This window comes from Bradyrhizobium sp. GW821-FHT13H05, from assembly GCF_058804065.1.
The window spans coordinates 620,962-647,494 of sequence record NZ_JBXAPO010000002.1; the positions used below are offsets into that span (position 1 = coordinate 620,962).

The following is a 26,533-nucleotide window of genomic DNA, read 5'->3' on the forward strand; positions in this document are numbered from 1 at the left end:
GGTGAGCTAGGCGTTCGCCATCCGGTATGTCCCGGTGATCACGGGATCACCATCCGTCGCCACCACGCCGCGCGCAACCAGATCTTCCAGATGCGCCAGCACCGAATAGCCGGCGGCTGTCGTCAGCCTCGGGTCGATACCGATATAGATCGCGCGCACCATGGTCGGGATGTCGGTCTCGCCCTTGGCGAGGCGGTGCAGGATCGAGGCCTCGCGCGCCTTGCGATGGCGGATCAGGAAGCGCACAAAGCGTGGACCGTCCGGGATCTCGGGGCCGTGGCCGGAGAAATAGAGATCCTCCTCGCGCGCGGCGAGCCGGTCGAGCGATTCCATGTAGTCGATCATCGAGCCGTCAGGCGGCGCCACGATCGAGGTCGACCAGCCCATCACGTGATCGCCGACGAAGTTGAATTTGCGCTCGGGCCAGGCGAAGGCGAGATGGTTGGCGGTATGGCCGGGCGTCGCCACCGCCTCGAGCCGCCAGCCGTCACCTTCGACGACGTCGCCATGGGCGACCCTGATGTCGGGCGCGAAGTCGCGGTCGACGCCGGATTCCGGATTGTGCTTCTCGCTCTCGAAGCGCGGACGCGAGGCGCGGTGCGGGCCTTCGGCGTAGACAGGCGCGCCGGTTGCCTGCTTGATCCGCGCGGTGTTCGGCGAATGGTCGCGGTGGGTGTGGGTGACGAAGATATGGCTCACCGTCTCGCCGCTGATAGCATCGAGCAGCGCCGCCGCATGCGCCGCATCATCAGGACCGGGATCGATGATCGCGACCTTGCCGGTGCCGACGATGTAGCTGACCGTGCCGGTGAAGGTGAACGGGCTCGGATTGTTACAGAGCACGCGCCGGACGCCCGGGCGGACTTCCTCGACGATGCCAGCTTTGAGCGGAAAGTTGCGGTTGAACGGGACGTCGTCGTTGTCGGACATGACTTCTTCTTTGTTCTTTGACGTCATTCCGGGGCGCCCGAAGGGCGAGCCCGGAATCTCGAGATTCCGGGTTCGATGCTGCGCATCGCCCCGGAATGACGGAGAACGAAATCAGAAAAACGCCTGAATGCCCGTGATCGCGCGGCCCAGGATCAGGGCGTGGACGTCGTGGGTGCCCTCGTAGGTGTTGACCGTCTCGAGGTTATGGACGTGGCGCATCACGTGGTACTCGGCCGAAATGCCGTTGCCGCCGTGCATGTCGCGGGCGACACGGGCGATGTCGAGCGCCTTGCCGCAATTGTTGCGCTTCATGATCGAGATCATCTCGGGCGCGAACTTGCCCTCGTCCATCAGGCGGCCGACGCGAAGCGAGCCCTGCAGGCCGAGCGCAATCTCGGTCTCCATGTCGGCGAGCTTCTTCTGCACCAGCTGGGTCGCGGCGAGCGGCTTGCCGAACTGCTTGCGGTCGAGCGTGTACTGGCGGGCGCGGTGCATGCAGTCCTCGGCGGCGCCGAGCGCGCCCCAGGAGATGCCGTAGCGGGCGCGGTTGAGGCAGCCGAACGGACCCTTGAGGCCGGAGACGTTGGGGAGCAGCGCGTCCTCGGGGACCACGACGCCGTCCATCACGACTTCGCCGGTGATCGAGGCGCGAAGCGACAGCTTGCCGCCGATCTTCGGCGCGGACAGGCCCTTCATGCCCTTCTCCAGCACGAAGCCGCGAATCTGGTTGTCGTGCGCGGCCGACTTGGCCCAGACCACGAACACGTCGGCGATCGGCGCGTTCGAGATCCACATCTTGCTGCCAGTCAGCCGGTAGCCGTCCGAGACCTTCTCGGCGCGGGTCTTCATGCCGGCCGGATCGGAGCCGGCATCGGGCTCGGTCAGGCCGAAGCAGCCGACCCACTCGCCGCTGGCGAGCTTCGGCAGGTATTTCTTGCGCTGGTTCTCGTCGCCATAGGCGTAGATCGGGTACATCACCAGCGAGGACTGCACCGAGTTCATCGAGCGGTAGCCTGAGTCGACCCGCTCGATCTCGCGTGCGACGAGGCCATAGGCGACGTAGCTCGCATTGGCGCAGCCGTATTCCTCGGGCAGCGTGATGCCGATCAGACCAAGCTCGCCCATCTCGTTGAAGATCTCGCGATCCGTCGTCTCTTCGAGATAGGCCTTGGTGATGCGCGGCAGCAGCTTGTCCTGGGCGTAGGCACGGGCGGTGTCGCGCACCATGCGTTCGTCTTCGGTGAGCTGCTCGTCGAGCAGGAACGGATCGTCCCACTGGAAAGAAGCCGCAGCCGGCTTGTCCTTGGCCTGAGGGCGCACGCTCATGAAACGTCCTTTCGCATCTGGTTCCGTCAAAATTTGCCCGACAAACTAAAGCGCCGCGGCAACAAGTGCAAATGCATCCTGGTTTCGGTCATTCCGGGGCACGCAACGGCGCGAAGCCGGAATCTCCTTATCCATCACTTCGAGATTCCGGGTCTGGCGCTTTCAGCGCCATCCCGGAATGACGCTGCGTGTCAGCCTTCGAGCTGCTCGTTGGCGACGATCTCGATGCCGAAGCCGGACAGGCCCTTGTAGTCGTGCACCGAGGAGGTGAGATGCCGGATCGAGGTGACGCCGAGATCGCGCAATATCTGCGCGCCGACGCCGACCTCGCGCCACTGGCGGTTGCGGTCGGCCTCCGTCGCCGTTTCGTCCGGCAGTGCCGACACCGGGACACCGGCCGCGCCGTCGCGCAAGTAGACCAGCACGCCGCGGCCGGATTTCTTGAATTGCTCGAGCACGGCCGCCATGCGCTTGTGGCCGGTGAAGATGTCCTTGACGATGTTCGGCTTGTGGAAGCGCGTCAGCACGTTCTTGCCGTCGCCGACGCCGTTGTAGACAAAGGCGACGTGGGCGATGGAATCGAACGGCGAGCGGTAGGCATAGCCCTGCAAGGGGCCGATCGGGCTTTCGGTGACGAAGGTCGAGACCCGCTCGATCAGCTTCTCGCGCGCCTGGCGGTAGGCGATCATGTCCGCGATGGTGACATGCTTGAGCTTGTGCTGGGTGGCGAAGCGGGCGACCTGCTCGCCCTTCATCACGCTGCCGTCGTCGTTCATCAGCTCGCTGATGACGCCGACCGGCGGCAGACCAGAGAGCTTGCAGAGGTCGACGGCGGCCTCGGTATGGCCGGAGCGCAGCAGCACGCCGCCATCCTTGGCGATCAGCGGGAAGATGTGGCCGGGCCGGGCAAAGTCGTTGGCGCCGACATTGGGATTGGACAGCGCGCGGCAGCACGAGGCACGCTCCTCGGCGGAGATGCCGGTACCACCGTCGGGCTTGTAGTCGATCGAGACCGTGAAGGCGGTGGTGTGTGCGGAATCGTTGTGGGCCACCATCGGATCGAGCCGCAGCCGGCGCGCATCCTCGCTGGTCACGGGCGCACAGACGATGCCGGAGGTGTGGCGGATGATGAACGCCATCTTCTCGGCGGTGCAGAGCGAGGCAGCGACGATCAGATCGCCCTCGCCCTCACGGTCCTCGTCGTCGGTCACGACGACAAGCTCGCCCCTGGCAAAGGCCTGCAAGACTTCCTGGACGCTATCGGGCATTTCCCAATCTCTATCGGTTATGGGCCGGAGGCTTAGCCGGACGCCTTAGCCGGACTTGGCCCCAAGCGCTAGTGTCCTGGACGCAACCGCATATGCCCGGTGGCGGGCCGGCCCGCGGGCTTCAGGCTTGCACCGAAGATACCAGGGATATAGGCGCGCGGGGCCCGGAGGGAAGGCGGCCGCACCGCCGTCAGGGCAGCACCTCTCGCCGCTCGCCGAGCCGCAGATCGAGCTCGGCCCGCTTGTCGGCCAGAAGGCCGGCCTGGGCCGCCTCGATCACGGTGAACAGCTCATGGGCGTCGCTGAGCCGGGTCACGGTGACGTAGCTGGCGCCAGCCTCGTAGAGTTCGCCGACATCCGACAAGAGATCGGCCGTGGCGACGATCATGGCGGTCGGATTGAGGGTGCGGACGTGGCGGACCAGCTTCTCGTTGCTGGCGCCCTTGAGAAGCGCATCCGGCACGCTGAGGATGATCATCTCGGACTTGCCGATTCCGGCATGGAGCAGCGTGTCGGCGCTGCTGATGTCGCCATAGATCACGTGCAGGCCGCGCGACAGCAACGTCTGGTACACATTGGGATTGAAGTCGATCACGGTGATCTGCTCGAGCAGCACCGGGGCCTGCCGTTCGATCTCGGCCAGGAGCGCGCTCGCAGCACGGAAAAAGCCGAGGATGACGATGCGGCGTGCCTCGCCGTGGCCGCCCTCGTGCCCCTCCTCGCCGTGGCCGTTGCCATGGTCGAGGTCGCGCAGGCCGATCCGCTTCAGGGGGCCGATCGCCCGGCGGATGATCTCGTCGCTCCGGGTCATCACGAAGGTCGAGAGCACGGCGAGCACGACGAAGGCGAAGGAGGCCGCGTTGGCCGTGTCGGCCGCGATGTGGTTGTCGGCGACGCCGGTCTGGATCACAACCAGCGAGAACTCGGAGATCTGCGCGAGGTTCAGGGCCGGCAACAGGCTGGCACGCAGCCCCTGCTTCATCAGGTAGAGCGGGGTGAAAGTGGTGACGAGGCGGCTCGCCACCGTGAAGGCCGCGATCATCAGGGCAAGCCCGATCACGGAGAGGCCGGGTACGGGAATGGTCATGCCGAGCGCGACGAAGAACAGCGTGATGAAGAAGTCGCGCAGCGTCGTGACCTTGGCGGTGACGTCGAGCGCGTAAGGGAAGGTCGAGAGCGAGACACCGGCAATCAGCGCGCCCATCTCGCGCGACAGCGACAGCCGCTCCGCGGTCTCGGCGACGAGAAAACACCAGGCGAGTGCGCCGAGCAGGATCAGCTCGGGGCGCCGCGCAATCTGGTGGAACAGGCGCGGCAGCACATAGCGGCTGACCAGCAAGGCAGCTGCGACCAGCACTGCGACGCGGCCGATCGACAGCACGATGACGCTCATTTGCAGATTGGCGAGGCTCGGCTGCACCGCCAGGAACAGGATGGCGAAGATGTCCTGGAGCACGAGGACGCCGAGCGTGATGCGGCCGGGCAGCGTGTCGAGCTCGCGCTTCTCGTAGAGCACCTTGACGATGATGACGGTACTCGACAGCGCGCAGGCGACGCACAGATAGATGGCGTCGAAGTGCCCGCCGCCGAGCGACAGGCCAATTGCAGCGAAGAACAGCACCCCAAGCAGGCAGCCGCCGAGAAGCTGTCCACCCGCCGCGAACAGGATCACCTTGCCCGCCCGCACGATCTTCTTCAGGTCGATCTCGAGCCCGATCATGAACAGCATGAAGATCAGGCCGAGCTCGGAGATGACGCTGATCGATTCCTGCGACTTGACCCAGCCGGCACCGAATGGACCTATGCAGAAGCCGGCGATAAGGTACGCCAGGATCAGGGGTTGCCGGGAGAAATGGGCGAGCAGGCCCAGCATCCAGGCAAACAGGATACAGAGAGTGATGTCGCGAATGAGCTCGTGCATGCCAAATTGGTCCGTTTCGCCGCACCCTAGTGATCGAGTGCAACGCGGCAAGCGAGCAATTCGTCACATGCGGATCGTGCTCTGGCTGATAGCCCTGCTAGGTCCGTTCGTATCCGCGGCACCCGGCGCCGCGCAGCCCAAGGTCAATATCGAGCAAAACTTTGCCGATTCGCTGACCGCGCTGCCGAAGGAGGAACTCGGCGTATCCGGCGGGTTCTACGTACCGGCCTATTCCAGCGTTGCAATGAGCCAGGGCAAGCTGCGCGTCGACTTCTCGGTGACGTTGAGCGTTCACAACGCCTCCGAGACGCAAGCGCTTGTGGTCAAACGCATCGCTTATTTCGACACCGCAGGCAAGCAGGTCGAAAGCTATCTGAAGGCGCCGGTCGCCTTGAAGCCGCTTGCCACCGTCTCGATCTTCATCCCGACCGACGACGTGCGCGGCGGGACCGGGGCCAACTTCCTCGTCGACTGGGCCGCAACGGGCGAGATCTCCGAGCCCGTCGTCGAGGCCTTGATGGTTGGCGGCGTCGCCAATGCGCATTACGCTTTCATCAGCCAGGGCCGTCCGACCAGGACGGCAGGCAAAAAATAAGACCGTCCGACCCGGACGGCCAGCAAGACGGAAGGCAGACCGGCACAAAGCCGGCCGCTCAACAAGAACAAAACGAGGAACGCTCCCATGACGTCCAGCTTCGATTTCGCGCCCCTGTTCCCCGCAGGGCTGCCGGCCCCGACTGCGCGCTGGACGGGCCTTGCCAAATACAGCTTCGTCGGCGGCAACAATGATTCCGAGCAGGTGCCGCTGGACGAGCTGATCGAGGCGGCCAACGCGGTGCTGCGGCGCGAGGGCCGATCGCTCGCCACCTACGGGCTGGCGCACGGGCCGCAAGGCTACCTGCCCTTGCGCGAATTCCTGGTGACAAAACTGAAGCGCGATGCCGGCATCAGCTGCACGGTCGACGATCTCATGATCGTCTCGGGTTCGCTCCAGGCGCTCGACCTCGTCAACAACACGCTGCTGACGCGCGGCGACACCGTGATCTTCGAGCAGGACAGCTATCAGGGCTCGCTGACCCGTCTGGCTCGGCTCGGGGTCAACGTGGTTGGCATCCCGCTCGACAAGGACGGCATGCGCATGGACGTGCTGGCCGCGACGCTCGCCAATCTCAGGAGTCGCGGCATCCGGCCGAAATACATCTACACCATCCCGACCGTGCAGAACCCGACCGGCAGCATCATGCCGGAGAGCCGCCGCGCTGAGCTGGTAAGGCTCGCAGCGGAATATGGCGTGCCGATCTTCGAGGACGATTGCTACGCGGACCTGGTGTGGTCGGGACAGCGGCCGCCGGCGATCCATGCGATGAGCCCGAACGGCGGCGTCATCCATATCGGCTCGTTCTCGAAATCGATCGCACCGGCGCTGCGCGTCGGCTTCATCGTCGCGCCCTGGGATGTGATGTCGCGGATGCTGTCGCTGAAGACCGATGCCGGCTCCGGCGCGCTCGAGCAGATGGTGCTGGCCGCCTATTGCAAGGCGCATTTTTCGACCCACGTGCCGGCCCTGACCAAGGCGCTGCGCACCAAGCTCGACACGTTGATGGAAGCGCTGAACGAGCAGTTCGGGACGGCGGCGGAGTTCGAGGAGCCCAAGGGCGGTATCTTCCTGTGGGTGAAGCTGCCCGACCAGGTCGATACGCTAAAACTCTATCAGGCCGCGCTCGCCGCCGGCGTCTCGATCAATCCGGGTCCGGAATGGTCGACCGACAAGGGCCATTCCAGCTCGCGCCTGCGGCTGTGCTTTGCCAGCCCTTCGCATCAGCAGATCCGCGAAGGCGTCGCCGTGCTGGCCGAGGTCTGCCGCAAGGAGTTCGGAGTGCCGGCCCGCAGCGCCAACGTGGAGAAGGCGAAGGCTTAGATGAGACGTGTGGCACGGATCGCCCGATGGATCCTTGGAATCTGTGTCTCTCTCGGTCTCGTGGTCGCCGCCTCTGAGGTGCCGGAGTTCGCGACGCGCACTGAAGCGAGCGCTCGTGAAGAAGCACGGCTTGCTTTTCGACAAGAGTGTGAACGACGCGGGATCTCTCCCGACCGGTTTGAGGGACCACGAAGAATCAGATCGCCAGAACGAACTTACGGGTTTCTTTGGAAGGATCGATCGAATGGGGATCAGATCGTGACCATGGTGAGCTACCTCCCGTCAAATTCGGAAGCTTGGTCAGTAGGCCGGGATGAAACCTTCGAACTGAATGATCGGCCCTGACCCGCTATTCGAGCTGGCCCATGCGATCACCTCATGGTGTCAAGCGGCATGAGGCTGACCCTGAGGCTGGCTGCCGTGGATCGCGGAGGCCAGCCGCAGCAGCAGCACAATCGAGACGTTGCCCTTGCCGGCCTCGATCTGGGCGATGTAGCGCTCGGAAATCCCGGAACGGCGGGCCAGCTCCCGGCGCGACAGCTCACAGCGGGCGCGCGAGGACCTCAAACGGTCGCCCAGCTCGGCCAGAAACGCGGTCTCGGAATACGGCGGCAGGGCACGGCTCCCCGGCAGCACTTCGCCCGCAAAATCCATCACTTGATTCAGCATTGGTCTATCCAATTTCGCCTTCGGGAGCCGCCATCCTACCCCCAATACGGCCGGCCTCATTGACGCGGATCAAATTCGCGGGCAATCGGCGGCCCGCCGTGGACGGCCGCGGGCGGGATGCTACACTTTGGAATCTTCGGGCGGGGCCTTTCAGGACATGACGTGTTTTTTGAGCCGCTGGACCACGGCTGCGGCGGTGTGCATGGCGTTGACGTCCCCGGCCGGCGCCGAGACGCTTGCGGCGACCGTCCAGCAATGGGGCCTGCTCGGCTCATGGGCGGTCGATTGCGCTGCCCGGCCCGACCGCGACAAGGGCGCGCTGCTGACTTACGAGATCCGGAAGGACGGAAGGGTAATGTACCGGCGCAATTTCGGCGACGCCATGGACGAGAACGAGGTGGTGTCCGCAACGGTCAACGCTGAAGGCCTGCTCAATGTGATGGTGTATTTCCCATCGCTGCATCAGGCCCGCGAGTTCGGGCTGCTGCTGGCGAAGGACGGCAGAATGCGCGCGATCTACAATCGCAGCGAGCGCGGCGCGTACACGATCAAGGACGGCAAATACGTCGCCACCGGCGCACTGACGCCGGCGCAGCAACGCTGCGATTAACCACCTGAACATCCATTCAGAATTCTCTTCCCGTTCCTCCGGAACGTTCGCACATATGCGCCGTTCTCATGTGCATTGAATTGGAGGAGGACATCATGAAGAAGCTTGGTTATGTGGTTGCGGCTCTCGGCGCGCTCGCGATCGTTGCACCGACGATGGCGAGTGCCGAAACGGTGGTGATCAAGAACGGCCATCATGGCTACGGCGCCCGCGCCGAAATGCGCGAGCATCGTGACAATGGCTGGCATCGTGGCTGGCGCCATCACGACCGGGTCGTGGTGGTCAAGCACGGTCACCGTCACCACTGGGATTGATGCGTAACGCATCACGGAAATGGCCCCTCGCGGGGCCATTTCTTTGCGTCTTTTAAATATTGGGCGCGATCAATCCCACGCCGGCGCGAAGCCGGGATTGACGCAGCGTCTGTCCTTGGGCAGCGCAGCGATCTTCTTGCGGTCGGCATCGTCGAGCGTGATCTTCAGCGCATCGAGATTGGCTTGCTGGCTCTCGTGGCGCGACGCTTTCGGGATCGCGGCGACGCCGTCTTGGTCGAGCAGCCATTTCAACGCGATCTGGGCTGCGGTCGCATCGTGCTTTGCGCCGATCTCGGCCAGCACCGGATCAGTCGCGACGCGCCCCTGCGCCAGCGGGCAATAGGCGACCAGCGGAATCGACTTGGCCTTGAGATAGGCCAAAACCTTCGATTGATCGAGCATCGCGTGATATTCGATCTGGTTGCATGCGATCGGCGCCCTGATGTCCTCGACCGCGGTCTTGAGCAGCGCCGTGGTGAAATTCGCAACGCCAATCGCCCGCGTCCGCCCCTCCTCCTTTAGCTTCATCAGGGTTTCGAACACCGCGCCCCAGTTCGCGGATTTCGAGGGCCAGTGCACGAGATAGAGGTCGACATGGTCGAGCCCCAGCTTCGTCAGGCTGGCGTCGAAGGCGCGACGGATTGCGTCCGGCGCCAAATTCTCGTGCCAGACCTTTGTCGTGACATGCAGTTCGCCGCGCGACACGCCGGCCGCGGCAAGCGCTGCGCCGATCGGTTCTTCGTTGCCGTACATCTCGGCGGTGTCGATATGGCGATAGCCGATCGACAGCGCACTCTCGACCGCCGCGCGGCAGGCATCACCCTGCATGCGAAAGGTACCGAGGCCGAGCTTGGGCATGCTGATGCCCTGCGTCTTCAGATTGTCCATGGGTCAACTCCTGACGTATTTCAGCCGCCGGGCACGCGGTCGGGCCGCGAGGACAGACTCTTCGGTGACGGAAAAAGAGGTGGCGGGAACGGGCACCATAGCGCGGAAGACGCGGGGCTGCCAATCAAGATCGGGTTAGCGGCCTATGAATGCTGCGCCACCAAGGCGGGACGCGCCTGAAGCTGCGGTACGATGTCGACCGACCAGAGGTCGCGATCGTCGACGTCTTTCAGGGTCACGGTCATCACGCCGCTAGCGCCGTCGATGTCGACGCGGCCGAAGAACTGCAGGCCGAAGCACGGCGCGAGGTTCTCGCCCTGCGCCTCGCTGCAGCCGTTCTGGTACATCGCGACCGGGCCAAAGGTATTGTCGAGCTCGCCCGGGCCCCAGGTGCCGGCATGGAGCGGGCCGGAGACGAACTCCCAGAACGGCTCGAAATCCTGGAATTCCGCCTTGTTCGGATCGTAGTAATGCGCGGCGGTGTAGTGCATGTCGGCAGTGAGCCAGACGGTGTTGCGCACGCCCGCGCGCTTGATGTAGCCGAGCAGATCGGCGATCTCGCGCTCGCGCCTGTCGGGCGGCCCATTGCCGAGCGCGACCGCGTCGAGACTGACCAGGCCGATCGGCAGGTCGGCCGCGATCACCTTCCAGGTCGCCCGCGAGGCCGCAAGCTCACGCTTCAGCCAGGCGAGCTGCTCGGCCCCGAGAATCCAGCCGCGGCGATCGTCGCCCTTATTCCAGGTCTCATCGCGAAAACTGCGCATGTCGATCATGAAGACATCGAGCAGCGGACCGTAGCCGATCTTGCGATAGACCCGGCCCTGCCGCGCGCCGAGGTCGCGGATCGGCATGAAGTCGAAGAAGGCGCGGCGAGCGCGCGCGACCAGGCGCGGGGTGCCGTCGCCCTCGTAACCGGCTTCGTCGTAGCTGCCGGTCGGCGACCAGTCGTTGGTAACCTCGTGGTCGTCCCATTGCGCGAGCATCGGCACCTGCGCGTGGAACGCGCGGAAGTTTTCGTCGAGGTGATTATATTTATAGTTGCCGCGGAACTGCGCCAGCGTATGCGCCACCCCGGATTTCTCCTCGGTCACCAGATTGCGCCAGGTCTCGCCATTCGGCAGCTTCTGCTCCGAAGGGATCGTGCAATCGGCATAGATGTGATCGCCGGAATGGATGAAGAAATCGGGGCGATTGTCGAGCATGGTGCGATAGCTGCGATAGCCGCCGCGTGAAATGTCGATGCCCCAGCCCTGCCCGGCGACGTCGCCCGACCACACGAACGAGATCGACCGGCCCGCGGCCGGCGCGGTGCGGAAATGACCGACGCGGCTTTCGCCCGCGATGCCGGTGGCGATGTCGTCGAAGCGCAGGCGATAAAAGATGTCCTGCCCGGGCGGCAGATCGTTCAGCAGCAGCTTTGAGGTGAAGTCGGCTTCCGGCGGTGCGTCGCTCGAAGCTGCCGCGATGATCGTCTTAAAACTTTCGACGGTCGACCATTCCACCTGCATCCGCGCGGGCCGGTCGGCGCGAGCCCAGATCACCGCAGTGCCGTCCGAGACGTCGCCGGACTGGATGCCGCCCACGATTTGCGGGCGGTCGGCGGCGCGGCTGAGGTGCGGCTTTGCGAGCGCCGCCAAGGCGAGGCTGGACGTGGAGCGGACCAGGAACTGCCGCCGGGTCCATGCGCACGAGGCGCGGAGCGATGCCATTCAGGAAACCTTCGTCGAATCGCGACGGAAGGTGCCTGCGCCGTTTGACTCCCGGCTTACGGTTTCTTGACTCCAGGCCTACGGTTTTGCGACGCGGGGATGACAGCTGGGGCGGGCCTAGATCGAACTCGGAAGCGCGCCACCTTGATTGCCATCACGCCTTGCCGCCTTCCTCGCCTGTTGCTCCAATCTAGCGAGCCATGCAGCCAGGATCGCCAACGGGTGCGTCACGAAAACACTGCGCGCGTGCCACAAACTGTAGGTGTACACGGCCTCGCTGACCTCGGCGAGCTTGCCGTGTTCTGCCAGAAAGAAATGCTCCCCGACAATCTTGCCGTTGATCGCGTCGCCGCCGAGCGCGAATGCGCCGACGGCAAAGGCCACGAAGTTCAACATGCACAGGGAGAAAGCGACCAGCAGGCATCGATAGCGGAAATCGGACATCCGGCATCATCCCGTTCCACCGCCTCGAACGAAGCAGTGAATATCAATCGCAGCACAATGAGGTCTCGCCTCAACGCTGCCAGTTGCAGATGCCGCCCGAGCGGCAGGGCCAGGTCTGGATGCGGGTATCCCTCGCCTGCGCATCCAGCGGATTGCCGTGGCGATGCGCGAGCTTGGTACGAGCCGCACCACGCGGCTGAGCGGACTGGACGTGCGCGGCCTTCGGCTGCGACACGCGCACGCGTTCGGCGGCAACCTTCTTCGGCACGTCGGTCGGCTCGATACGCGCCTGCGCCTCGTTACCACCGCGCGCCTCTAGCGCGACAGGCGCAAACTGCGTCTCGGGCCCGAGCCGTTTCGGCGACAGCACAGCCTTGGAAAGATCGAGACTCAGGTACTCACTGGGCTTGTAGTCATCAGCGCGTGATGCGCCGCCCCATGCGAGCACGAGGGCTACGGCAACAGCAAAATGAACGCTCTTCAGGACCACGGACGCCTCCTGAAATTGATTTATCAAAGGGGTAATTTACCCTTATTTAGGCGGCGTCGCGCGCAATTCCAGCGGTCAAGTGCCGCCGTGGTTAAGAAGTTTGACGGTGTCAGGCGACCTTTCGTGACGCTCCGGTCCCATCCAGGAACCCCATCAGGCGCATGCGGATGATTTGTTCCGCTTCGGCCATGATGCGATCGATGAGTTCCTTGCAGGAGGGGATGTCGTGGATCAGGCCGGCGACCATGCCGCAGCTCCAGGCGCCGGCATCCATCTGGCCGTCCAGCATGATCCTGGGATAGACGCCCGCGACCTGGTCGTGAATGTCGTCGATGGTCAGCTTGGCGCCCTTCTCGCGCTCGATCTCGAGCAGGCGATCGACATTGGCGTTCCTGAGCACGCGCTCGGTGTTGCGCAGGCTCCGCATGATCAGGCGGGTGTCGAGCTCGGTCGCTGCGACCAGCGCGTTCTTCACGTTCTGATGCACCGGCGCTTCCTTGGTCGCGATGAAGCGCGTGCCCATGTTCATGCCGGCCGCGCCCAGCGACAGGGCAGCTACGAGGCTGCGCCCATCGGCCATGCCGCCGGAGGCCACGAACGGGATCTTCAACTCCTCCGCCGCGCGCGGCAGCAGGATCATGTTGGGGATGTCGTCCTCACCGGGATGACCGCCGCACTCAAACCCGTCGACGCTGACGGCATCGCAGCCGATGCGCTCCGCTTTCAGCGAATGGCGCACCGACGTGCATTTATGGATGACCTTGATGCCGGCGGCTTTCAGCGCGGGCATGTATTGTTCGGGACTGCGGCCCGCGGTCTCCACGGACTTGACGCCACCCTCGACGATGGCCGCGATGTATTCCGGATAAGGCGGCGCCGAGAAGGTCGGCAGAAAGGTGAGATTTACCCCGAACGGCTTGTCGGTCATGTCGCGGCAGCGCGCGATCTCTTTGGCCAGCAGCTCCGGCGTCTTCTGCGTGAGACCGGTGATGATGCCGAGCCCGCCGGCATTGGAGACGGCGGCGGCCAGCTCGGCAAAGCCGACGAAATGCATGCCGCCCTGGATGATGGGATGCTCGATGCCGAACAGTTCGGTGATCGCGGTCTTCACTTAAGCTTCCTCCCGGATTTTCGGTTTGTGTTGGAACCAGTCTAGCCGCAGTCTTGTGCCGCGGTCACCATTTCTCTCCGAAGGGCCGGATCTCCATCTCGAACGTCCAGGCGCTCTTCGGCTGCTGATAGAGCTGCCAGTAGGAGTCAGCCACAGCCGACGGCGGCATCAGCAGGTCGGGATTATCAAGCGCGTTGGGCCCAAGCGCTTCGAGCCGGCGCTGCCGCACCCATTCGGTGTCGACGCCGGAATCGATGATGAGATGGGCGACATGGATGTTCTTCGGCCCGAGCTCGCGCGCCATCGCCTGCGCCACGGCGCGCAGTCCGAACTTGGCGCTGGCAAAGGCGGCAAAGCCGCTGCCGCCGCGCAAGCTCGCCGTCGCACCGGTGAAGAAGATCTTGCCGCCGCCGCGTGCCAGCATCAGCCGTGCCGCTTCGCGTCCGGCGAGGAAGCCGGAATAGCAGGCCATCTCCCAGACTTTACGGAACACGCGCTCGGTGGTGTCGAGGATCGGGAAATTGACGTTGGCACCGACGTTGAAGATGCAGACCTCCAGCGGCGCGTGCTTGTCGGCGTCGTTGAGGAAGGAGATGACCTCCTCCTCTTTCCGCGCATCGAGCGAACGCGCATGGATCTCGCCGCCGGCAGCCTCGATGTCCTTCACCAGCGGCGCCAGCTTATCGCCGTTGCGGCGGCCGGCGAAAACCGTGAACCCCTCGGCGGCGAATTTCCTGGCGATCTCGGAGCCGATGAAATCGCCGGCCCCAATCACGGCGGCTGTCGCGTTTCGCTTGGGCAAGGTCGCCTCCTCCGGTGGGCATGTGATTGAAGCGGAGGCTATAGTTCTAAAATAGAACTGTCAAACTGCGAGGCCAACTGCTAGTTTCACTGACAAATAGTGCTGATCATTCAAGTCAGTTCCTTTTTCTGACTGACTAGGGCTGAGCCGGAGACTGGATCATGAAGTGGGACACGCTGGACGAAGAGCCCTGCTCGCTCTCCCGCACCGTCGCCGTGGTCGGCGACCGCTGGACGCTTCTGATCCTGCGTGAATGTTTCTTGCGCGTGCGGCGCTTCGAAGGTTTCCAGTCCTCGCTCCAGATCACGCGGCATCTGCTCTCGGAGCGGCTGAAGAAACTGGTCCGCTTCGGCATCCTGCGCCGCGTGCCCTATTCCGAGACGCCGAAGCGCTACGAATACATTCTCACGCAGAAGGGGCTCGACCTCTACCCGATCATCATGGCGATGGTGCACTGGGGCGATACCCACATGGGCGACGAGCGCGGCCGCCCGCTGCTGCACGAGCACAAGAATTGCGGCAAGCTGTTCGATCCCGTGATGGTGTGCTCGGAATGCGGCGAACCGCTGCACGCCAGACAGGTGCATGTGCATGCGGGGCCCGGGCGAAGGGAGATGGCCGGGTAAGCCCCGCCCTGCATCTGCCGCCGTTGTGATGCTCTACGCGAAGGGAACGCCGTAATAGGAGTTGATGCCGCGCACCGCGGCGTCGTCGCCCCAATTCCAGTCACTGCGCTCACCGTATTTCGGTGCGCCCTCGAGCGACTTGGCGGTGATCCCGGTGACATAGCCGCCGAGCTCGGTGTCGTATTTCAGCGACTGCCAGGGCAGCGGATAGTGGTCGTTGCCGAGGCCCAGAAATCCACCGAAGCCAAGCACCGCGTAGGACACCTTGCCGCTGACCTTGTCGATCATCACGCGTTCGATCGAGCCGATCTTGTTGCGATCGGCACCATAGACCGACGTTCCCTCGACCTTGTCGCTGCCGATCAAACGGCCCATCTCGCTGCTATCCAGCTCGCCTTGATTCATCATCGCGATTCTCCACTCAGCCGATGTGTGGGACCAACCGGGCCTGAAGATGATCGTTCCAAAATACGCCGTGAGCCGCAGTGCCACGCGACGGGGTGGATCTAGCCGACCGCTGCCGCCTCTCGCGGTGACAGGAATTCAAACATTTCGGCGGCCGCCTGGAGCTGCTCGATGCGAGCCGCAACGCAATCGCGCTGAACGCCGAGCGGCAAGCCCGCAAGCTCATGTTCGAGCCGCAGCCTATGCGCATCGAGCCGTTGTTCGAAGGTGTGGGGTTCAGATCGTCTTCGCATCGTCCGTCCTCGGGGGTTGCAGGCCCGGGCTGTTGGCCCAGCGCTCGACCTGTTCGATGACCTTCTGATGGCTCGGGCGCACCGGCTTGGGCGCTTGCGGCTCTTCGGAAAGCTTGCGGGGTAACCTGACCTCATCCGTCATGGCGCATCTCCCTTTCTTTCTAAATGCGCTTTGGCGGAGATCGTTTCAAGTGATAACTTATTGATTTTATTTGAATATCTTGCTCAAACAGCGCTTTTTTGGACTCCTGTGGAACTCCCGGCAAGTTGGCGCATTTAGCAAAATACTCAACTTACTCACTTTGTGTGATTGACCATGAACGACCTTCGCGCCGAGCGCCTCCAGATCATGCTCTCGCCGGAAGAGCTGGCCGCTGTCGATGATTTCCGGTTCAAGCACCGCATGCCGACACGCGCTGCGGCGGTCCGCGAGCTGCTCAAATTCGGGCTCGCAGCCGCGGGTGTCGAGGCAAGCATCGACGCCTCGGCCGGCATCAAATCCAGCGAGTTTGGTGTCTTTGGCCGCGGTCCTGAAGGACACACGCCTGTGAAGCCCGAGGGCGACGTTGAGGATTGAATCCCGGTCTCACAAACAAAAACGACCCCGGCACAGTGGGGTGCCAGGGCCGTCCTTGGAGATTGCTTCCGGCGCACCGGGGGCATGACAGCCGAAAGCAATCCATCGACTCTTCGCGAAGGGATTCGTTCCTCGCGTATTAACCGGTCGGCGCGTCACCGGAATCGTCCGGCATCACGCCGGAGCCCGGCGTCTTGGTGTTGTCGTTGAGCTTGGGATCGCGCGTCGCCTCACGCGACGGCGAGCCCTTTTGATCGGTCTTGTGCACCGTCTGCGCACGCTGCTTGTCGCGCGGTTGATCTTCCGCCCGCTTGTCCCTGACGATACCGTGGTCGGAATGCGCCATCATGTCCTCCTCGCCTCTCCAGGTGTCTCGAAGCGGTTACGCGCCGACACAACGAATGTTCCAGCGCGCGAGACGGACGTCGCAGCGCTAGCTATGCACTGCGTGGATCGCAGCGGACGCATTTTCCAGATGCACCTGGCGAACAGTCGTTGCAGTCGCGAACGCGACCGAGAAGCCAAAAGCAAGAATGAGTGAGAGAAGAGCCAGACGTGGAGCCATCGCAAAACCTCCTTCTGGAAAAATTAAGAGCGATCGACTATTCCTCGATGATCCCTGATTAGTCGCTCACACTCCGTGAGCGGTCTCACACCCGGATTCACGAAACCGGGAGGGGTCACGCATCCTGCGTTTGGAGGACGCGGACCTTGACGGGCGGGATCTCACCATCGAGCCAATCCTGCTCATTCGCCAAGGCCGTCCAGGCGTCCGCCATGCGCAAATAGCGCTTATGGGCGGGTTGCCCCTCCGCACGTTCGGCGAGTTGCAGGCAGTTGTCGGCGTTATCCCTGAAGATGTCAGACTGTTTCATACATGACACGTGGGGACGGAACTCCTGCCTCGCAACCGCCCTTACCGGATCGTAACGTTCAGGGAACTTCGCACGCCATCGGTCATTGATATCGATGCGAGTTCTTGTCGCGATCATCGTGATGTTCATCAGCACCGCAGCGCTGGCCGACAGCGCCGGCGAACGAGGCACGGGTGACCGCGCGCCGACGGCGACCGAGGTCATCAGCGACCTCTACGCGTTCAGCCGCTTCCAGCAGGGCCTGTTGGAGAGCACCGATCTAAACGGCAATGCGGAGGTCAAGAATCTCGCCGCCTTGCGTGCCGAGGAAGCGGCGAAACGCGACAAGGCCCTGAAGGACATTCAGGAGGCGATCGGCGCCGAGCCGCGTATCGACAAGACAACGGCGAGCGCGAGCCTCGCCGAGCCCGACAATTCGGATGGTCCGGCTTATATCAGGACGTTCTATGCCGCGCAGATCCCCGAATATGAATCCGCCATCGCCCTGCTCGAACGCTATCTGAAGGCGCCCGACAATGCCGCGCTTGCCACGTTTGCCCGCGACCACCTGCCGGTGCTGCGTGCGCAGGTGAAGGATGCGGAGCGTACCATGGCAGACAAATAGCCCTCCGTTTGTCTCTTGTTGCCTCTTGGCGCCCGCCGCGGGCCGTGCCCCCGCCTCACCGATTTGCCTCCCAATGTGACGGCAAAAGCGGCATATCGATCCAAAAATTCTTTGGAACCACGTGGAACCAAATGCTTGAATCGCCGTTGGTTTGGCCGGGCTGAGCAGAGCAGGTTCCATTTCCTCGCGCCGCAACCTTGGCGCTTGATTTCGAATTTGGCTGACGCTCTAGTTTGATCATTGCGTCGGGCCACAGATTCGGCCGGCGCCTGCGGGGGAATAAGTATGAGCGACCTCGATCCCGGAACTGCATCACGCTCCGGTCGTCGCGTCCCAAAGCCAAAAACCAACGGAATGTCGGAGCCGGATTCCCGGCCGGAATTGCTGCTCGCCCTGCAAGCGATGCGCAGCGGCGATTTTTCGGTGCGCATGAGCGGCGACTATCTCGGCATCGACGGCAAGATTGCCGACACTTTTAACGAAATCATCGCCGCCAACCAGCGCATGGCCCAGCAGCTGGAGCTGGTCGGACAGGTGGTCGGACGCGAGGGCAAGACGCGCCAGCGCGTGAAGTTCGGCCTCGCCTCTGGCTCCTGGGCCGACATGGAAGGCTCCGTCAATACGCTGATCGACGATTTGCTGTGGCCGACGCGCGAGGTGACCCGCGCCGTCGCGGCGGTGGCGCAGGGTGACCTGCTGGAGACCGTCAAGCTCGACGTCGACGGCCGTCCGCTGCGCGGTGAGTTTTTGCAGTCGGCGAACATCGTCAACACCATGATCAAGCAGCTCGGCGTGTTCACCTCCGAGGTGACGCGCGTCGCGCGCGAGGTCGGCACCGAAGGCAAGCTCGGCGGTCAGGCCCAGGTACCCGAGGTGACCGGCGTCTGGAAGGATCTGACCGAGAGCGTCAACTCGATGGCGAACAACCTGACCAACCAGGTTCGCAACATCGCCGAGGTGACGATCGCGGTCGCCAACGGCGACTTGTCCAAGAAGATCACCGTCGACGTCCGCGGCGAGATTCTTCAGCTCAAGGAAGCCATCAACACGATGGTGGACCAGCTCCGCTCCTTCGCCTCCGAAGTGACGCGCGTGGCGCGCGAGGTCGGCACCGACGGCAAGCTCGGCGGCCAGGCGATCGTGCCCGGCGTCGCCGGCACCTGGAAGGATCTCACCGACTCCGTCAACGCGATGTGCGGCAACCTGACCGCCCAGGTCCGCAACATCGCCAACGTCACCACCGCCGTGGCGCGCGGCGACCTGTCGCGCAAGATCACCGTCGACGTGCGCGGCGAGATCCTGGAGCTGAAGGACACCATCAACACCATGGTGGACCAGCTCAACTCCTTCGCCTCCGAGGTGACGCGCGTCGCGCGTGAGGTCGGCACCGAAGGCAAGCTCGGCGGCCAGGCCCAGGTGCCCGGCGTGGCCGGCACCTGGAAGGACCTCACCGACAACGTCAACTTCATGGCGTCCAACCTGACCGCGCAGGTCCGCAACATCGCCGACGTCGCCACCGCCATCGCCGGCGGCGACCTGTCGAAGAAGATCACCGTGAACGTCTCGGGCGAGATCCTTCAGCTGAAGGAAACGCTCAACACCATGGTGGACCAGCTCAACGCCTTTGCCGGCGAAGTCACGCGCGTCGCGCGCGAGGTCGGCACCGAGGGGCGGCTCGGCGGCCAGGCCAACGTGCTCGGCGTCGCCGGCACCTGGAAGGATTTGACGGAAAGCGTCAACTCGATGGCGTCGAACCTGACCGCGCAGGTCCGCAACATCGCCGAGGTGACGACCGCGGTCGCCGGCGGCGACCTGTCGAAGAAGATCACCGTGGACGTGCGCGGCGAAATTTTGGAGCTGAAGGACACCATCAACACCATGGTGGACCAGCTCAATGCCTTCGCGGGCGAAGTCACCCGCGTCGCGCGCGAGGTCGGCACCGAAGGCAAGCTCGGCGGCCAGGCCCAGGTACGCGGCGTCGCCGGCACCTGGAAGGACTTGACGGACTCGGTCAACTCGATGGCCTCGAACCTGACCGGCCAGGTCCGCAACATCGCCGAGGTCGCGACCGCGGTCGCCAAGGGCGACTTGTCGAAGAAGATCACGGTGAACGTGTCGGGCGAAATCCTTCAGTTGAAGGAAACGCTGAACACCATGGTCGACCAGCTCAACGCTTTCGCCGGCGAAGTCACCCGCGTGGCGCGCGAGGTCGGCACCGAAGGCAAGCTCGGTGGTCAGGCGCAGGTGACGGGCGTCGCCGGCACCTGGAAGGACCTCACTGACAACGTCAACTCGATGGCGGGCAACCTCACCGCCCAGGTCCGCAACATCGCCGAGGTGGCGACCGCCATCGCCGGCGGCGACCTGTCGCGCAAGATCACGGTGGACGTGCGCGGCGAGATCCTTCAGCTGAAGGACACGCTGAACACCATGGTCGACCAGCTCAACCGCTTCGCCGGCGAGGTGACGCGCGTGGCGCGCGAGGTCGGCACCGAAGGCCGCCTCGGCGGTCAGGCCAACGTGCCCGGCGTCGCCGGCACCTGGAAGGATCTCACTGACAGCGTCAACTCGATGGCGGGCAACCTCACCGCCCAGGTCCGCAACATCGCCGAAGTCACCACCGCCGTGGCGCGCGGCGACTTGTCGCGAAAAATTACCGTGGACGTGAAGGGCGAAATCCTCGAGCTGAAAAACACCATCAACACCATGGTGGACCAGCTCAACGGTTTTGCCGGCGAAGTCACGCGCGTCGCACGTGAGGTCGGCACTGAAGGCAAGCTCGGTGGCCAGGCCGAAGTGCCCGGCGTTGCCGGCACCTGGAAGGACCTCACCGACAACGTCAACTTCATGGCCTCGAACCTGACAGCCCAGGTCCGCAACATCGCCGAGGTCGCGACCGCGATTGCCGGCGGCGACTTGTCGAAGAAAATTACGGTGGACGTGCGCGGCGAAATCCTTCTGTTGAAGGACACCCTGAATACGATGGTCGAGCAGTTGCGCTCCTTCGCCGCCGAAGTGACGCGCGTGGCGCGCGAGGTCGGCACCGAAGGCCGGCTCGGCGGTCAGGCCGTCGTGCCCGGCGTCGGCGGCACCTGGAAGGACCTCACCGACAACGTCAACCTGCTCGCGGCCAACCTCACCACGCAGGTCCGCAACATCGCCGAAGTGACCACGGCGGTCGCGCGCGGCGACTTGTCGCGCAAGATCACCGTGGACGTAAAGGGCGAAATCCTCGAGCTGAAGAACACCATCAACACCATGGTGGACCAGCTCAATGCGTTTGCCGGCGAAGTCACGCGCGTCGCCCGCGAAGTCGGCACCGAAGGTGAGCTCGGCGGCCAGGCCCAGGTGCCCGGTGTGGCCGGCACCTGGAAGGACCTTACCGACACCGTCAACTTCATGGCGGCGAACCTGACCGAACAGGTCCGCGGCATCGTCAAGGTGGTGACCGCAGTTGCGAACGGCGATTTGAAACAAAATCTCACCGTGAAATCGAAGGGCGAGGTCGCGGCGCTTGCCGACACCATCAACAACATGACCGAGACGCTCGCGACCTTCGCCGATCAGGTGACATCGGTGGCCCGTGAGGTCGGCGTCGAAGGACGACTGGGCGGCCAGGCCGACGTGCCCGGTGCGGCCGGCACCTGGAAGGACCTCACGGGCAACGTCAACCTGCTGGCGGCCAACCTCACCTCGCAGGTGCGCGCGATCGCGGAAGTGGCGACCGCCGTGACCAAGGGCGACCTGACGCGGTCGATCCAGGTCGACGCCCGCGGCGAAGTGGCCGAGCTGAAAGACAACATCAACACGATGATCACGAACCTCCGTCTGACGACGGACGTGAACACCGAGCAGGACTGGCTGAAGACCAACCTCGCCAAATTCACCAACATGCTCCAGGGCCAGCGCGATCTGGCCACCGTCGGCCGCCTGTTGCTGACCGAGCTGTCGCCGCTGGTGAACGCGCATACCGGCGTGATCTATCAGATCGAGAACGAGGACAATCCGCAACTCCTGCTGCTGGCCTCCTATGCCGGCGACGGCGTCTATCCCTATCAGCGCGTGCTGCCGATCGGCGAAGGCCTGATCGGCCAATGCGCACTCGACAGGCGCCCGCGCGTGATCGCGGACATTCCCTCCGACGTGGTGCCGATCAATTCGGCGCTGCTCCGCGTCGCGCCGAAGAACCTCGTGGTGCTGCCGGTCCTGTTCGAAGGCCAGGTCAAGGCGGTGATCGAGCTTGCCTCGCTCACCTCCTTCACGACCTCGCAGATGACCTTCCTGGAACAGCTCACCGACTCCATCGGCATCGTGCTCAACTCGATCGAGGCGACGATGCAGACCGAGGGTCTGCTCAAGCAGTCGCAGCAGCTCGCCGGCGAGCTTCAGACCCAGCAGCGCGAGTTGCAGCAGACCAACGACCAGCTCGAACAGAAGGCGCAGCAGCTTGCCGAGCGCAACGTCGAAGTCGAACGCAAGAACCAGGAGATCGAACAGGCCCGCCGCGCGCTCGAGGAAAAGGCGACCGAGCTGGCGCTGACATCGAAGTACAAGTCCGAATTCCTCGCCAATATGAGCCACGAGCTGCGTACGCCGCTGAACTCGATCCTGATCCTGGGACAGCAGCTCACCGACAATCCGGACGGCAACCTCACGGGTAAGCAGGTCGAATTCGCCCGCACCATCCACGGCGCCGGCACCGATCTCTTGAACCTCATCAGCGACATTCTCGATCTCTCCAAGATCGAGTCCGGCACGGTGACGGTCGACGCCGAGGAAATCCTCACTGCGAACCTGCTCGAAACCGTCGGGCGGCCGTTCCGGCACGAGGCGGAGAACCGCAATCTGTCGTTCAAGATCGACGTCGATCCCAACCTTGCGCGCAGCATCGTCACCGACTCCAAGCGCCTGCAGCAGGTCCTGAAGAACCTGCTCTCCAACGCCTTCAAGTTCACCGCCGAAGGCGAAGTGCGCCTGAAGGTCGGCGGCGCGCTCGGCGGCTGGGGAACGGATCACCCGGTGCTGAACTCCGCGCCGGCCGTGATCGCGTTCGAAGTGTCCGATACCGGCATCGGTATCCCCCTTGAGAAGCAGAAGCTGATCTTCGAGGCGTTCCAGCAGGCCGACGCCGGCACCAGCCGCAAATATGGCGGCACCGGCCTTGGCCTTGCCATCAGCCGCGAGCTCGCCAGCCTGCTCGGCGGCGAAATCCATCTGCGCAGCGCGACCGGCAAGGGCTCGTCCTTCACGCTTTATCTGCCGCTGAAATATTCAGGGCCGACGCTGGCGCCGCGCAGTGCGCCTGCGCCGCAAGCGTACAATCAGCCACCGGCGTTGCAGTCGGCTGCGACGGCGCCCGAGCAGCGCGTCATCGAGCCGATCGCCGACGACCGCCTCAACCTCGAGCCTGGCGACACCATCCTGCTGATCGTCGAGGACGACCCGCATTACGCACGTGTGCTGGTCGACCTCGCGCGCGACAAGGGCTTCAAGGTGCTGGTGGCGGCCCGCGGTGCCGAGGCGCTGGAGCTTGCCAAGCAGTACCAGCCGAGAGCGGTCTCGCTCGACGTGTTCCTGCCCGATATGCTCGGCTGGACGGTGCTGAGCCAGCTCAAGCACAATCCGCTGACCCGCCATATCCCCGTGCAGATCATCACGCTGGACGAGGACCGCCAGCATGCGCTGGCCCGCGGCGCGTTCTCCTTCGTCAACAAGCCGACCACGACTGAAGGCGTTTCGGCCGCACTGACGCAGATCAAGGAATATGCCCGGCCGCGGCGCAAGCGGCTCCTGATCGTCGAGGACAACGCGGCCGAGCAGCTCTCGATCCGCGAACTGCTGCATCACGACGACATCGAGATCGTCACGACCGACACCGGCGCCGGCGCGCTCTCGACGCTGCGCGAGGCGCCCTGCGATTGCGTGGTGCTCGATCTGCGGCTGCCCGACATGAGCGGCTTCGAAGTGCTGGATCAGATCCGCCACGACGAGGCGCTGTCCAACATTCCGGTCGTGGTCTTCACCGGCCGCGAGCTTTCGGCGGAGGAGGATGCGGAACTCCACACCATGGCGCGCAGCATTGTGGTCAAGGGCGTGGAGTCGCCGGAACGCCTGCTCGACGAGACCGCGTTGTTCCTGCACCGCGTGATCACGGAACTGCCGGTCGAGAAGCAGCGCATGCTGGAGAAGCTGAACAGTTCCGACGAGGACCTGATCGGCAAGACTGCACTGCTCGTCGACGACGACGCCCGCAACATCTTTGCGCTATCGAGCGTGCTGGAACGGCGCGGCATGAAGGTGCTGACCGCGACCACCGGCCGCGAAGCGGTGACGCTGGTCGAATCCAACCCGGAGATCGCCATCGTGCTGATGGACATCATGATGCCTCAGATGGATGGCTATCAGACCATCGGCGTGATCCGCGAGAACCCGGCTTTCGCGCGCCTGCCTATCATCGCGCTGACTGCCAAGGCGATGAAGGGCGACCGCGAGAAATGCCTGGAGGCCGGCGCGTCCGACTACCTCGCCAAGCCCGTCAACACCGATCAATTGCTGCTTGCGATCCGCATGTGGCTGCACCGATGAGCTGGATCCGCTAATGGACCACGAAAAGGTCAACATCCTCCTCGTCGACGACCAGCCCGCCAAGCTGCTCGCCTATGAGGTGATCCTGAAGGAACTCGGCGAGAACCTCGTGATCGCCTCGTCGGGCCGTGAGGCGCTGGAGGTGCTGCTCAAGACCGAGATCGCGGTGATCCTGGTCGACGTCTGCATGCCCGAGCTCGACGGCTTCGAGCTCGCTGCGATGATCCGCGAGCACCCGCGTTTCCAGAAGACGGCGATGATCTTCATCTCGGCCATCCAGGTCAGCGACATCGACCGGTTGCGCGGCTATGAGATGGGCGCGGTTGACTACGTCCCGGTGCCGGTCGTGCCCGAGGTGCTGCGCGCCAAGGTCAAGGTGTTTGCCGAGCTCTACCGCAAGACCCGCGAGCTCGAGCGGCTGAACCAGGATCTCGAAGACCGCGTGCGTGCGCGCACCGCCGAGCTGGAGAATTCCACCGCAAAGCTGCGGGAGAGCGAAGAGCGGCGCACCATGGCGATTGCCGCCGGCAAGATGGGCTCCTGGGACTGGGACTGGATCACCGGCGACTGGATGTGGGACGAGGGGCAGTATCGCATTTTTGGCGTGAGCCCGGAGAGCTTTGAGGTCAACCCGGCCAACGTCCAGGCATTGCTGCATCCCGACGACGTCGATCAGCTGCGCAAGGCCATCGCCGAATTCAACAAGGGCACGCGCGCCTATGAGACGGAGTTCCGCATTGTGCGGCCCGACGGCGATGTGCGCTGGTGTGTCGGCACGGCCGCCGCTACGGCCGACAGTAGCGGCCGTGTGGTGCGTGTCAGCGGCGTCACCGTGGACATCACCGAACGCAAGCGGGCCGAGGAACGCCAGAATCTGCTGGCGCGGGAAGTCGATCATCGCGCCAAGAACGCGCTGGCGCTGGCGCAGTCGATCGTGCGCCTCACCCGCGCCGACGAGGTCAAGGCCTATGTCAATGCCGTCGAAGGGCGCATCAACGCTCTGGCGCGCGTGCACACAATCCTGTCGCTGTCGAGCTGGCAGGGCGCCGAACTCTCGAAGCTGATCGACGAGGAGCTCGCGCCCTACTCGCTCGGCGGCCAGATCAAGCTCGCAGGCCCTGAGGTTCAGTTGCTGCCGGCCACCGCCCAGACGTTGGCGCTCGCGCTGCACGAGCTTTTCACCAACTCGGCCAAATACGGCGCTCTCTCGACGCGGTCTGGCCGGCTGATGATCGGCTGGCAGGTCGCGGAGGACCACCTCTCGCTGAGCTGGGAGGAATCTGGCGGTCCGCTGGTGAGGACGCCGAAGTCTCGCGGCTTCGGCACGCGGAGCCTGCTTGCGAGCGTCGAGTCCCAGCTTGGCGGACAGGCGCAATTCGATTGGCGCGCCGAGGGCCTGTTGTGCCGTCTGGAGGTGCCGCTCATCCGCAAGACCGCGGCGACGACGGCCGCACCGGGTAAATTCGACGCCGCCAGCGCCGCCGAGTTGCAGCGCGCATCCGGTTAGCCGGACGCCGCCGTCTTGATCGGCTGCGCCGATCGCGGTTCGCGCGCGATGCGTCCTTCGAGCCAGGCTTCCGTTCGGGCGAGATCACCCAACGCCTTCGCATAGCGACGTGCCGCACTTCGTTCCGCACCGCGCGGCAGCTTGCGCGCCTTGCGCAGCATATCGGCCGCTGCGTTTCGATAGGCCAGCGAGCGATAGAGAAAGACAACCTTACCCATATCGAATGTTCCCGTGTTGATGCCGTTTATCCTCGCAAGCCAGGCATGAACGCTGGATGAAGCCGCGGATGACAATTCCTTCATGGGGATGGAACCCCATGATCAGCGCGCGCGTTTGAATGCGGAGTCGAGGGCCGGTTCCATGCGCGCGAAAAAGTCGCCCAAGAAGTCGCCGAGCCTGATCTCTCCCACCGGAATCATCAAGCTCGTGACGCATACGATGATGGGGGCAGCTCTCGGGCTCGGATTCGGTCTCGCGCTCAGCCTGGCTAATCCGTCGGTCGCCAATCTGCTCAATCACGGCGGAAACCAAGCCGTTCTCGTCTTCGTCCTCACATTGGTGACGACTTTCGCGATCGGCGCAACACTCACCGGCATCGTGTTCATCCTTGCCGAGGACAAGGAATTTTGAAGCGCGCGTGAAGCCTAAGCGCATGCTTTGT

At 64.0% G+C, this 26,533-nt stretch carries 27 protein-coding genes; 10 read left to right on the forward strand and 17 right to left on the reverse strand.

Annotated elements, in window-relative coordinates:
- Positions 1-6: 6 nt before the first annotated feature.
- The 4 genes from AC1RR3_RS07255 to AC1RR3_RS07270 form a co-directional block, all read right to left on the reverse strand.
- Positions 7-930: an MBL fold metallo-hydrolase gene (locus AC1RR3_RS07255; RefSeq protein ID WP_492820826.1), complete on the reverse strand. Its 924-nt coding sequence runs from the start codon at positions 928-930 to the stop codon at positions 7-9.
- 111 nt (positions 931-1,041) lie between these two features.
- Positions 1,042-2,256 (reverse strand): acyl-CoA dehydrogenase, encoded by a 1,215-nt coding sequence (locus tag AC1RR3_RS07260; protein ID WP_492820828.1) that lies wholly within the window; start codon positions 2,254-2,256, stop codon positions 1,042-1,044.
- Positions 2,257-2,447: 191 nt separating this feature from the next.
- On the reverse strand, positions 2,448-3,524 hold the full coding sequence (gene ribB / locus AC1RR3_RS07265; RefSeq protein WP_492820830.1) for a 3,4-dihydroxy-2-butanone-4-phosphate synthase: 1,077 nt from the start codon (positions 3,522-3,524) through the stop codon (positions 2,448-2,450).
- A gap of 190 nt (positions 3,525-3,714) precedes the next feature.
- A complete protein-coding gene (locus AC1RR3_RS07270; protein ID WP_492820832.1) occupies positions 3,715-5,445 on the reverse strand; it encodes a cation:proton antiporter domain-containing protein in 1,731 nt (576 codons plus the stop codon).
- A gap of 67 nt (positions 5,446-5,512) precedes the next feature.
- On the opposite strand from AC1RR3_RS07270, the gene AC1RR3_RS07275 reads away from it, so the two are divergent.
- Together AC1RR3_RS07275 and AC1RR3_RS07280 are read left to right on the forward strand one after the other, a co-directional pair.
- Complete coding sequence (locus tag AC1RR3_RS07275; RefSeq protein WP_492820834.1) at positions 5,513-6,040, forward strand: DUF3124 domain-containing protein; 528 nt, start codon at positions 5,513-5,515, stop codon at positions 6,038-6,040.
- 87 nt (positions 6,041-6,127) lie between these two features.
- Positions 6,128-7,363 carry an aminotransferase-like domain-containing protein gene (locus AC1RR3_RS07280; RefSeq protein ID WP_492820836.1) on the forward strand — a complete coding sequence of 412 codons (1,236 nt, stop codon included), beginning with the start codon at positions 6,128-6,130 and terminating at the stop codon, positions 7,361-7,363.
- Between the two features lie 384 nt (positions 7,364-7,747).
- On the opposite strand, the gene AC1RR3_RS07285 is transcribed toward AC1RR3_RS07280, so the two are convergent.
- Complete coding sequence (locus tag AC1RR3_RS07285) at positions 7,748-8,032, reverse strand: helix-turn-helix domain-containing protein (RefSeq protein ID WP_492820838.1); 285 nt, start codon at positions 8,030-8,032, stop codon at positions 7,748-7,750.
- Positions 8,033-8,234: 202 nt separating this feature from the next.
- Here AC1RR3_RS07285 and AC1RR3_RS07290 point away from each other — a divergent pair, with 202 nt between their 5' ends.
- Both AC1RR3_RS07290 and AC1RR3_RS07295 read left to right on the forward strand, forming a co-directional pair.
- Positions 8,235-8,642 carry a hypothetical protein gene (locus tag AC1RR3_RS07290; RefSeq protein ID WP_492820840.1) on the forward strand — a complete coding sequence of 136 codons (408 nt, stop codon included), beginning with the start codon at positions 8,235-8,237 and terminating at the stop codon, positions 8,640-8,642.
- 95 nt (positions 8,643-8,737) lie between these two features.
- Positions 8,738-8,956: a hypothetical protein gene (locus AC1RR3_RS07295; RefSeq protein ID WP_492820842.1), complete on the forward strand. Its 219-nt coding sequence runs from the start codon at positions 8,738-8,740 to the stop codon at positions 8,954-8,956.
- Positions 8,957-9,025: 69 nt separating this feature from the next.
- Here AC1RR3_RS07295 and AC1RR3_RS07300 read toward each other — a convergent pair whose 3' ends face one another.
- The 6 genes from AC1RR3_RS07300 to AC1RR3_RS07325 all read right to left on the reverse strand — a co-directional run bounded on the left by AC1RR3_RS07300 (position 9,026) and on the right by AC1RR3_RS07325 (position 14,400).
- On the reverse strand, positions 9,026-9,844 hold the full coding sequence (locus tag AC1RR3_RS07300) for an aldo/keto reductase (RefSeq protein ID WP_492820844.1): 819 nt from the start codon (positions 9,842-9,844) through the stop codon (positions 9,026-9,028).
- A 143-nt stretch (positions 9,845-9,987) separates the two neighbouring features.
- Positions 9,988-11,553, reverse strand: coding sequence for an alkaline phosphatase D family protein (locus AC1RR3_RS07305; RefSeq protein WP_492820846.1), 1,566 nt, complete (start codon positions 11,551-11,553; stop codon positions 9,988-9,990).
- 117 nt (positions 11,554-11,670) lie between these two features.
- Positions 11,671-11,997, reverse strand: coding sequence for a hypothetical protein (locus tag AC1RR3_RS07310; protein WP_492820848.1), 327 nt, complete (start codon positions 11,995-11,997; stop codon positions 11,671-11,673).
- A gap of 70 nt (positions 11,998-12,067) precedes the next feature.
- Positions 12,068-12,487 carry a hypothetical protein gene (locus AC1RR3_RS07315; RefSeq protein WP_492820850.1) on the reverse strand — a complete coding sequence of 140 codons (420 nt, stop codon included), beginning with the start codon at positions 12,485-12,487 and terminating at the stop codon, positions 12,068-12,070.
- Positions 12,488-12,596: 109 nt separating this feature from the next.
- Positions 12,597-13,598 carry an NAD(P)H-dependent flavin oxidoreductase gene (locus AC1RR3_RS07320; RefSeq protein WP_492820852.1) on the reverse strand — a complete coding sequence of 334 codons (1,002 nt, stop codon included), beginning with the start codon at positions 13,596-13,598 and terminating at the stop codon, positions 12,597-12,599.
- Positions 13,599-13,662: 64 nt separating this feature from the next.
- Positions 13,663-14,400 (reverse strand): SDR family oxidoreductase, encoded by a 738-nt coding sequence (locus tag AC1RR3_RS07325; RefSeq protein ID WP_492820854.1) that lies wholly within the window; start codon positions 14,398-14,400, stop codon positions 13,663-13,665.
- A gap of 161 nt (positions 14,401-14,561) precedes the next feature.
- Here AC1RR3_RS07325 and AC1RR3_RS07330 point away from each other — a divergent pair, with 161 nt between their 5' ends.
- Positions 14,562-15,026 carry a winged helix-turn-helix transcriptional regulator gene (locus tag AC1RR3_RS07330; protein ID WP_492820856.1) on the forward strand — a complete coding sequence of 155 codons (465 nt, stop codon included), beginning with the start codon at positions 14,562-14,564 and terminating at the stop codon, positions 15,024-15,026.
- 33 nt (positions 15,027-15,059) lie between these two features.
- Here the strand turns inward: AC1RR3_RS07330 and AC1RR3_RS07335 are convergent, their stop codons facing one another.
- From AC1RR3_RS07335 to AC1RR3_RS07345, 3 genes are all read right to left on the reverse strand, one after another.
- The gene (locus AC1RR3_RS07335) at positions 15,060-15,434 is read right to left on the reverse strand and encodes a PRC-barrel domain-containing protein (protein ID WP_492820858.1); all 375 of its coding nucleotides are present in this window, start codon (positions 15,432-15,434) and stop codon (positions 15,060-15,062) included.
- Between the two features lie 98 nt (positions 15,435-15,532).
- Entirely contained in the window at positions 15,533-15,724 is a 192-nt protein-coding gene (locus tag AC1RR3_RS07340) for a hypothetical protein (RefSeq protein WP_492820860.1), read from the reverse strand.
- Complete coding sequence (locus AC1RR3_RS07345; RefSeq protein WP_492820862.1) at positions 15,708-15,866, reverse strand: hypothetical protein; 159 nt, start codon at positions 15,864-15,866, stop codon at positions 15,708-15,710. The genes AC1RR3_RS07340 and AC1RR3_RS07345 overlap by 17 nt, the downstream gene beginning before the upstream one ends.
- Positions 15,867-16,040: 174 nt before the next feature.
- Between AC1RR3_RS07345 and AC1RR3_RS07350 the strand changes: the two genes are divergently transcribed.
- Positions 16,041-16,301: a hypothetical protein gene (locus tag AC1RR3_RS07350; protein ID WP_492820864.1), complete on the forward strand. Its 261-nt coding sequence runs from the start codon at positions 16,041-16,043 to the stop codon at positions 16,299-16,301.
- A 139-nt stretch (positions 16,302-16,440) separates the two neighbouring features.
- Here AC1RR3_RS07350 and AC1RR3_RS07355 read toward each other — a convergent pair whose 3' ends face one another.
- The gene (locus tag AC1RR3_RS07355; RefSeq protein WP_492821427.1) at positions 16,441-16,647 is read right to left on the reverse strand and encodes a hypothetical protein; all 207 of its coding nucleotides are present in this window, start codon (positions 16,645-16,647) and stop codon (positions 16,441-16,443) included.
- Between the two features lie 334 nt (positions 16,648-16,981).
- Entirely contained in the window at positions 16,982-17,176 is a 195-nt protein-coding gene (locus tag AC1RR3_RS07360) for a hypothetical protein (protein WP_492820866.1), read from the reverse strand.
- A gap of 94 nt (positions 17,177-17,270) precedes the next feature.
- Here AC1RR3_RS07360 and AC1RR3_RS07365 point away from each other — a divergent pair, with 94 nt between their 5' ends.
- The 3 genes from AC1RR3_RS07365 to AC1RR3_RS07375 all read left to right on the forward strand — a co-directional run bounded on the left by AC1RR3_RS07365 (position 17,271) and on the right by AC1RR3_RS07375 (position 25,872).
- Positions 17,271-17,780 carry a DUF4142 domain-containing protein gene (locus AC1RR3_RS07365; protein WP_492820868.1) on the forward strand — a complete coding sequence of 170 codons (510 nt, stop codon included), beginning with the start codon at positions 17,271-17,273 and terminating at the stop codon, positions 17,778-17,780.
- A 285-nt stretch (positions 17,781-18,065) separates the two neighbouring features.
- On the forward strand, positions 18,066-24,365 hold the full coding sequence (locus tag AC1RR3_RS07370; RefSeq protein ID WP_492820870.1) for a HAMP domain-containing protein: 6,300 nt from the start codon (positions 18,066-18,068) through the stop codon (positions 24,363-24,365).
- Between the two features lie 13 nt (positions 24,366-24,378).
- On the forward strand, positions 24,379-25,872 hold the full coding sequence (locus AC1RR3_RS07375; RefSeq protein ID WP_492820872.1) for an HWE histidine kinase domain-containing protein: 1,494 nt from the start codon (positions 24,379-24,381) through the stop codon (positions 25,870-25,872).
- On the opposite strand, the gene AC1RR3_RS07380 is transcribed toward AC1RR3_RS07375, so the two are convergent.
- Positions 25,869-26,174, reverse strand: a complete 306-nt coding sequence (locus AC1RR3_RS07380) for a hypothetical protein (RefSeq protein ID WP_492820874.1) — start codon at positions 26,172-26,174, stop codon at positions 25,869-25,871. The genes AC1RR3_RS07375 and AC1RR3_RS07380 overlap by 4 nt on opposite strands.
- 58 nt (positions 26,175-26,232) lie before the next feature.
- Here AC1RR3_RS07380 and AC1RR3_RS07385 point away from each other — a divergent pair, with 58 nt between their 5' ends.
- Entirely contained in the window at positions 26,233-26,502 is a 270-nt protein-coding gene (locus AC1RR3_RS07385) for a hypothetical protein (protein WP_492820876.1), read from the forward strand.
- The last annotated feature ends 31 nt before the right edge of the window (positions 26,503-26,533 follow it).